The sequence below is a fragment of the Paraburkholderia sp. BR10954 genome (genome assembly GCF_040965775.1).
Taxonomy (GTDB): domain Bacteria; phylum Pseudomonadota; class Gammaproteobacteria; order Burkholderiales; family Burkholderiaceae; genus Paraburkholderia; species Paraburkholderia youngii.
Genome location: NZ_JBFRCK010000003.1, coordinates 491445 through 498759, shown reverse-complemented (window position 1 = coordinate 498759; position 7315 = coordinate 491445). Strand labels below are relative to the sequence as shown.

Genomic DNA, 7315 nt, shown 5'->3' with positions numbered 1-7315 from the left:
AGCGGGGCTGCATGCGTGCGCATGCCCCGCGCGGATCGCGCGGCAAACCGGTAATTCAGCGGGAAATTGCACGCGCAAGTCTCCTGAACGTAGCTTCGGTCGTCATGACGGGGCGCTTTTCAACAGCCTGCTAGATAGACCAGCGGGCAGGATGGCGTCGAATGCCGAAAGCACGCCGAACACTCCTGAAAAGCAGCAAAGCTCGTTGACTTGAAGCACGAGGCAATGGCCTGGTATTGACAACAAAAAGACCATTCTCTAGTTTACTGGATACTTGATCCCTTAAACTGGAAGACATGGACATCAACGCCCTGATCGCGCGGCGAGTCAAAGCGCTACGCGACGCTCAGAACTGGTCGCTCGACGCACTTGCCGAACGCAGCAAGGTCAGCCGCTCGAATATCTCGCTAATCGAGCGCGGGCAGAGCAGCCCCACCGCAACCGTGCTCGACAAACTGGCAACCGCGTTGAACGTGCCGCTCGCGTCGCTATTCGAGCAGGAAGGCGCACCCGCGGCAGAGCCGTCGCCAGTCAGTCGCGCGGCCGAACAGCCGGTATGGACCGACCCGAGCTCCGGTTATGTCCGGCGTCATCTGTCGCCGACCGCGCGCTCGGCGATCCAGTTAGTCGAGGTCAACTTCCCCGCGGGTCAGCGCGTCAGTTACGAAACTGGCGCACGCGACGCAGACATCCATCAACAGGTATGGATGCTCGACGGGTCGATGGAAATCACGATCGGCGACACCAGTTGGCGGCTCAAGACAGGCGACTGCCTGGCGATGCGGCTCGACAGCCCGATCGTGTTCCGTAACCCCACTCGCAAACGCGCGCGCTATCTTGTCGCGCTGAGCACTATGCCAGTCAACGATCGGAGAATCGGATGATCGATAACGTGACCATTCGGCGCGTCCGCGCGAACGAAGCGGCGGCCTGCGTCGAAGCGCTCGCCGACGTGCTGATCGACTGCGTGGAGGGCGGAGCATCGGTCAGCTTCATGCTGCCGATTTCGCGCAACACGGCGCTCGCGTTCTGGCGCAACGTCGCGGAGGGCGTCGCGCGTGGAGAACGCGCATTGTTGATCGCTGAAGACCGAGACGGAGGCATCGTCGGCACTGTGCAGTTGATCACCGCGCAACCCGAAAATCAGCCGCATCGCGCCGACGTCGCGAAGATGCTGGTGCATAGAAAAGCACGCCGCCGCGGCGTCGCGCACGCTCTGATGAACGAACTCGATCGCGTCGCGCGGGAAGAGAAAAAATCGGTTCTCGTGCTCGACACCGTAACTGGCGGCGATGCCGAGCGACTCTATCAGCGCGCCGGCTGGCAACGCGTCGGCAGCGTGCCGAACTACGCGGTGATGCCCGACGGCGCGTTCTGCGCCACCACGTTCTATTGCAAACAGCTTTGACTGCGCATGCAGTCCGTTCCGCGCAAGTATTTGAAAATTTCAACTACTTGCCTATAATGCGAGCACTGCGCATGACGGTCGACGGCGGAGCAAATTCTTGTACTCGGACTTCCTGACTTTCAGGCTCGATCTGACCAGCGCGCTGCTGATCAACCGCGCGAACATCGTCTATCGCGAGCGCTGGGATCTCGACGTGCGTGCGCTGCGCGTGCTGCGCCTCATCTGCGCGGAACCCGATATCACGCCCAAGGCCGTTTCGCAGCGCGCGCTGATCGAAAAAACGCTGCTTTCCAAAGTCCTCGCCGAACTCGAAACGCGCGGCCTGATCACACGCAACATGCATGCATCGGACCGTCGAAGCATCGCATTACGCGCCACAGATCACGGCCTCGAAGTTGCGCAGGCGTCCGAAGCGGTCGGCACCGAGCTCGAAGTCGAACTCGCGAAGGCGCTGAGCGCGAACGAACGTAAGACGCTCGAACGTCTGCTCAGCAAGCTTTCGCATAGCCTGCTCGAAAGCGGGTCCGCCAGCGAGCCGCCCGCGAGATCCTGAGCCACGATCCGCCTTTCGCCGCGCCCTCCCTGCGCTCGCCCAACACGAAACCACTCAGTGAATTCACACGCCGTCTACACCATTCTCGATCTGATCGGCACCTTCGCATTCGCGATCAGCGGCGCGGTCGCCGCGCGTCAACGACGGCTGGACCTGTTCGGCATCGTCGTGATCGCCTTCATGGTCGCGTGCGGCGGCGGCATCGTGCGCGACGTGTGCATCGGCGCGATCCCACCGGCGGGGCTGTCGAACTGGCGCTATCTGGCCACCGCGCTCGCCGCGTCCGCGGTGACGATTCTCGCGTATCCGCAGGTGCGCCGGTTGCGTCAGCCCGTGCTGTTCTTCGATGCGATCGGGCTCGGCCTGTTCGCGGTGTCGGGCGCGCAAAAAGCGCTCACGTATGGCCACAATGCCGAGCTCGCGATCCTGCTCGGCGTCGTCAGCGCGGTGGGCGGCGGTGTGATGCGCGACGTCGTGCTCTCGCGCGTGCCCGCGATTCTCGAGCGCGAGATCTATGCGTCTGCCGCGCTGTTCGGCGCGGCGGTGCAGGTCGGCTTTTCGTATGCGGGCTGGACGGACTGGTGGACGCCGTGGTTCGCGACGTTGGCTTGCATGTTGGTGCGGCTCGCGTCGCTGCGCTACGGCTGGCGGCTCCCGGTCTTCCAGGGCAGACGCGCGGCCGAGACGCGCGACAATTCATAGCGGCCTCTGGTCATGCGCCGCCCGCCATGCTCGGCAGCAGATCGCGATAGATATGAATCATCGCGGGCCCCATCAGCACGACCAGCAGCGCCGGAAAAATGCAGAACATCAGCGGAAACAGCAGCTTCAGCGCAATCTTGGCGGCCCGCTCCTCGGCGCGCATCCGGCGGCGCGTGCGCAGCGTATCGGACAGCACGCGCAACGACGCGCCGATGCTGGTGCCGAAGCGCTCGGCCTGGATCAGCATTGCACTGAACGAGTCGATGTCTTCCACACCGGTGCGCAGCGAAAAATTGCGCAGTGCCTTTTCCTTCGAGAAACCCGAGCGCATTTCGAGCAGCATCAGTTCGAGCTCGCTCGCGACCACCGCACTGCGCAGGCGGATTTCCTCGCCGACTTTCATCAGCGACGCATCGAGGCCCAGCCCCGCTTCCACACACACGGTCAGCAGGTCGAGCGCATCGGGAAAGTCCTCGACGATGCTGCGCTGGCGCGTTGCCGTGCGGCGCGACAGCACGACGTTCGGCAGGTAGTAGCCGAGCGCGGCCAGCACGACGAGCACGATCGCGCGTTCGAGCAGCGAGCTCGCGAACGACGAGCCGTACAGCGCGAGCATCGCCAGGAGCGGCAACGTCAGCGCGAGCGCGGTCTTCGCGGCCAGATAGATCGGCACGGCGTTGGCCGAGCGCCAGCCGGCGTTCATCAACTGCACGCGCAGCGCGGATTGCTCCCAGCCGTCCTTCGGCACCGACAGCTTCGAGATCGGCTGCGAGATCTCGACGAGCTTTTCGTACCACGGCGTCTGCGCGGCGGCGTCGAGCTGTTCCGGCGCCGGCACGGCATTCGCACCGCCCGCCTGCTCGATGCGGCGGCTCATGTCGCGCGGCGTGCTCAGATGCATCGCGCCGAACACGGCCGCGAAAACGATCGCGAACACGCCGGCGAGTAACAGAATCTGCGTGATGTTCAGTGTTTGCATGGTCCTTCTCCGATGACCTCGAGCCCGCTCAAACGCGAATCTTCACGATGTGCCGCATCCACAGAATCCCGAACAGCATGGCGACGCTCGCCACCGCGATCATCCTGACGCCCGCCGGGTCCCACCACAGCACGTTGAGGAACCCGGGGTTGATCGCCATCATCGCGCCGCCGACGCCGAACGGCAGCAGGCCGAGCACCCACGCGGACATCCTGCCTTCGGCGGAGAGCACGCGAACCTTGTCGAACAGCTTGAAGCGGTCGCGGATCAGCGCGGTGATGCCGTCGAGCACTTCGGCGAGATTGCCGCCGGTCTCGCGCTGGATCACGACGGCGATCACGAAGTAGCGCAGATCGCGAATCGGCACACGGGTCGCGAGATTCGTCAGCGCCTCGCTGATCGACACGCCGTAGTTGATCTCATCGAACACGATGCGGAACTCGCCGCTCATCGGCTCGGCGAACTCGGCGCCGACCATATCGATCGCGCCGGTGAACGCATGGCCCGAGCGCAATGCTCGCGAGAGCATGTCGCAAACGTCCGGCAATTGCCGTTCGAGCTGACGAATGCGCCGGTGGCGGTGCCGCTGCACGTAGACGATCGGCAGCAACGCGCATAGAGCGGCGGCGCCGGCCGTGAAGACCCACGGCACCCTGAGGCTCGCGCCCACGATCAGCACGAAAGGCGGCAGCACCGCGCAGGTGCCGAAGAATCGGCCGACCGACCAGGACAGCCCCGACTGCTGCAGAAACAGATCGAGCGCATGCACGCGCGGAATACGCAGCAGCAGTCGCGCGAGCACCGCCGACTCGGCCATCGTGCGTGTCTTCAGAATCGACAGACGCTGCCGGCTCATCGGGCCGCCGGCCGATACCGCGCGAATCCGCGAATCGACGCGGCGCGCGACCGGGCCGTGCCGGCTGTTCCAATACTCGTAGACGCCACCCGTCGCAAGCACCACGGCCGCGAACAGCAGAATGATCGACGCGTAGAAAATCGGGCTCATGCCAGTCTCCTGAAACACCGGGCAAGCGGTCTGTGCGCGTTGCCCGTGCACGTCATGTCGTTTCGAAGCGCCGCGCCGGATCGTAGATCTGCTCCGACGGCGCCACGCCGAATGCCTGCAAGCGCTCGGCGAATTTCGGCCGCACGCCGGTCGCGCAGAAATGGCCGCGCACGTTGCCCTTCGTATCGACGCCGGAGCGGCGGAACACGAAGATCTCCTGCATGTTGATCATGTCGCCCTCCATGCCGGTCAGCTCCGAAATGCTGACGATCTTGCGGCGGCCGTCGGTCAGACGCGTGGCTTGCACGACCACCGAAATCGCCGACGAAATCTGCTGGCGCATCGTGCGTGTCGGCAGCGACAGGCCGCCGAGCGTCATCATGTTTTCGAGGCGCGTCAGCGCATCGCGCGGCGTGTTCGCGTGGATCGTCGACAGCGAACCTTCGTGGCCGGTGTTCATCGCGTTCAGCATGTCGAGCGCTTCGGCGCCGCGCACCTCGCCGAGAATGATGCGGTCGGGGCGCATCCGCAGCGCGTTGCGCACCAGCGTGCGCTGCGTTATCTCGCCGCGTCCCTCGATGTTCGGCGAACGCGTCTCCAGCCGCAGCACGTGTTGCTGGCGCAGTTGCAGCTCGGCCGCATCCTCGATCGTGACGATGCGCTCGTCGCCCGGAATGAATCCCGACAGCACGTTCAGCAGAGTGGTCTTGCCGCTGCCCGTGCCGCCCGACACGAGGATGTTCACCTTCGCGCGCGCCAGCGCGTCGAGCACTTCAGCCATCGGCGGCGTCAAGCTCTGCAATTCGATCAGGTCGGCAACCTGCAACGGATTCGCGGCGAAACGGCGAATCGACAGCAACGGACCGTCGATCGCGCAGGGCCGGATGATTGCGTTCACGCGCGAGCCGTCCGGCAGGCGCGCGTCGACCATCGGGCTCGATTCGTCGATATGGCGGCCGACGCCGGAGACGATCTTCTCGATGACCTTCATCAGATGCGCGTCGTCGTAGAAGGTCACCTCGGTCGCCTCCAGCCGGCCACGGCGCTCGACGTAGGTATGACGATGCGTGTTCACCAGAATGTCGGACACGGTCGGGTCGCGCAGCAGCACTTCGAGCGGACCGAAGCCGAACATTTCGTCGTGCACGTCGCCGACGAGTTGCCGGCGTTCGAGATCGTTGGCGGGCGCCTTCTGGTCTTCGAGAATGCGGACGATCAGCGTCGCGATCTCCTGGCGGACCTGCTCGGGCGGCAACCTCGACAGCCGTTCGAGCTCGACGCGTTCGAGCACCGCCTGATGAATCTCGCGCTTCAGTTTCTGGTATGCGCCGCGCAACATGCCGGCAGCCGCCGGGTCCTCGCGTTCGCCCAGCGGCTGCACGCGTTGCGCGGAAATCTGCTCACGAAGCGACATGACGTTCCCCTGTTCTGATCGTGTGACGTACGAGCACGCTTAAAGCGTTTCGAGTTTCGGCGCCGGCGGACGCCCGAGCAGCCGCCCGAACAGCGACTCACCCTTCGCGCGCGAGCGCCCCGGTTTGGTCGCGCGTGCCGCGATGTTTTCGGCGAGCGTCTGCAGGCTGCGCGCAACCCCGCTGCCGCGCGCGGTCTTCGACACCGGCAGTCCCTGGTTCATCGCGTCGGTCACCGTTTCGGCATCCTCGGGGATCACCTGATACGCGCTCATGCCGAGCACGGATTCGAGCGCCCCGCGCGGCCGCTCGCCGTGCCGCGTATAGCGGTTCAGGATCAGCCGCATCTGCTCCCGCGCGTAGCCGAGCGAGCACAGAATCTCCTGCAGCCGGCGGCCGGCGCGCACGTGCGGCATGCTCGCCTGCAGCACGAGATGAATCTGGTCGCTGCGATCCAGCGCGAGCATCGACAGCCGGTTCAGCGTCTGACCGAGATCGAACAGCACGAAGTCGTAATGCGGTGCGGCGACACCGAGCAGCCACTCGAGACGGTCTTCCTTGACCTCGGCCGCCTTCACCGGGTCGCCCGCGCCGGCGAGGATATGGAAGCTGTCGCTCACATGCACGACGCTCGTGTCGAAGAACGCCGCATCCATGCGCTCGATCTGCGCGCAGATTTGCGGCAACGTCGACGGCGGCGTCTGGTCGGAGACCAGGAACGCGGCATCGGCGAACTGCTGGTTCAGATCGATCAGCAGCACGCGCTTTTTCTGCGGCAGACTCGCGATCGCATGTGCGACGTTCGCGGCGATGAAGCTGGTGCCCGCGCCGCCTTTGCACGACACGAACGACAGAATCCGCGTGTCGCGCGTGCCGCCTTGCAGGCTCTGCGCCTGCGCGCGCTGCAACGCGTCGCCGAACTGGCGCGAATCGAGCGGCCAATTCAGCACGTCGCGAAAGCCCGCGCGCATCGCGGCGATCAGCGTCTGCGGCGACGCGTCGGGAATCAGCAGGATGCAGGTGAGCCGCCCGTGCTCGCGATGCAGCCGCTCCACCACCGCGAGCTCCGCATCCTTCAGCGACGCGGCGTCGACGATCAGCACGTCGAACGCATCGAGCGTGTCGCCGCGCTCGCCGAGCAGCGACGGCGTGCCCATCGCGCGCGTGATCCGGTAGTCGCCGGCTTCGCCGCTCAGATGCGCGATCTGAGCGAGTCGTGCGCCGTCTTCAGAGAGAGCCAGGATGTTGATCATGA

General features: G+C 65.0%; 8 protein-coding genes and 1 pseudogene. 5 read left to right on the top strand and 4 right to left on the bottom strand.

Annotated features, from left to right (window positions below; translation table 11 throughout):
- From AB4Y34_RS07350 to AB4Y34_RS07330, 5 genes and pseudogenes are all read left to right on the top strand, one after another.
- A pseudogene (locus AB4Y34_RS07350) lies at window positions 1-214 on the top strand (hypothetical protein); the annotation flags it as partial.
- 82 nt (window positions 215-296) lie between these two features.
- A complete protein-coding gene (locus AB4Y34_RS07345) occupies window positions 297-884 on the top strand; it encodes a helix-turn-helix domain-containing protein (RefSeq protein ID WP_176382926.1) in 588 nt (195 codons plus the stop codon).
- Entirely contained in the window at window positions 881-1408 is a 528-nt protein-coding gene (locus AB4Y34_RS07340; protein WP_368715652.1) for an N-acetyltransferase family protein, read from the top strand. The genes AB4Y34_RS07345 and AB4Y34_RS07340 overlap by 4 nt, the downstream gene beginning before the upstream one ends.
- A gap of 97 nt (window positions 1409-1505) precedes the next feature.
- Window positions 1506-1961, top strand: a complete 456-nt coding sequence (locus AB4Y34_RS07335) for a MarR family winged helix-turn-helix transcriptional regulator (RefSeq protein WP_176382928.1) — start codon at window positions 1506-1508, stop codon at window positions 1959-1961.
- Window positions 1962-2018: 57 nt separating this feature from the next.
- Complete coding sequence (locus AB4Y34_RS07330) at window positions 2019-2663, top strand: trimeric intracellular cation channel family protein (protein ID WP_176382930.1); 645 nt, start codon at window positions 2019-2021, stop codon at window positions 2661-2663.
- A gap of 10 nt (window positions 2664-2673) precedes the next feature.
- Here AB4Y34_RS07330 and AB4Y34_RS07325 read toward each other — a convergent pair whose 3' ends face one another.
- The 4 genes from AB4Y34_RS07325 to AB4Y34_RS07310 are packed head-to-tail and all read right to left on the bottom strand — an operon-like array spanning window position 2674 to window position 7313.
- The gene (locus AB4Y34_RS07325) at window positions 2674-3642 is read right to left on the bottom strand and encodes a type II secretion system F family protein (RefSeq protein WP_176382932.1); all 969 of its coding nucleotides are present in this window, start codon (window positions 3640-3642) and stop codon (window positions 2674-2676) included.
- 28 nt (window positions 3643-3670) lie between these two features.
- Entirely contained in the window at window positions 3671-4648 is a 978-nt protein-coding gene (locus tag AB4Y34_RS07320; RefSeq protein ID WP_368715651.1) for a type II secretion system F family protein, read from the bottom strand.
- 52 nt (window positions 4649-4700) lie between these two features.
- Window positions 4701-6062 carry a CpaF family protein gene (locus AB4Y34_RS07315; protein ID WP_368715650.1) on the bottom strand — a complete coding sequence of 454 codons (1362 nt, stop codon included), beginning with the start codon at window positions 6060-6062 and terminating at the stop codon, window positions 4701-4703.
- A 39-nt stretch (window positions 6063-6101) separates the two neighbouring features.
- A complete protein-coding gene (locus AB4Y34_RS07310) occupies window positions 6102-7313 on the bottom strand; it encodes a CpaE family protein (protein WP_368715649.1) in 1212 nt (403 codons plus the stop codon).
- Window positions 7314-7315: the final 2 nt, after the last annotated feature.

Coding starts and splice junctions, on each gene's coding strand:
- AB4Y34_RS07320 (WP_368715651.1), bottom strand. CDS start 4,648: ATGAGCCCGATTTTCTACGCGTCGATCATTCTGCTGTTCGCGGCCGTG.
- AB4Y34_RS07345 (WP_176382926.1), top strand. CDS start 297: ATGGACATCAACGCCCTGATCGCGCGGCGAGTCAAAGCGCTACGCGAC.
- AB4Y34_RS07340 (WP_368715652.1), top strand. CDS start 881: ATGATCGATAACGTGACCATTCGGCGCGTCCGCGCGAACGAAGCGGCG.
- AB4Y34_RS07310 (WP_368715649.1), bottom strand. CDS start 7,313: ATGATCAACATCCTGGCTCTCTCTGAAGACGGCGCACGACTCGCTCAG.
- AB4Y34_RS07325 (WP_176382932.1), bottom strand. CDS start 3,642: ATGCAAACACTGAACATCACGCAGATTCTGTTACTCGCCGGCGTGTTC.
- AB4Y34_RS07315 (WP_368715650.1), bottom strand. CDS start 6,062: ATGTCGCTTCGTGAGCAGATTTCCGCGCAACGCGTGCAGCCGCTGGGC.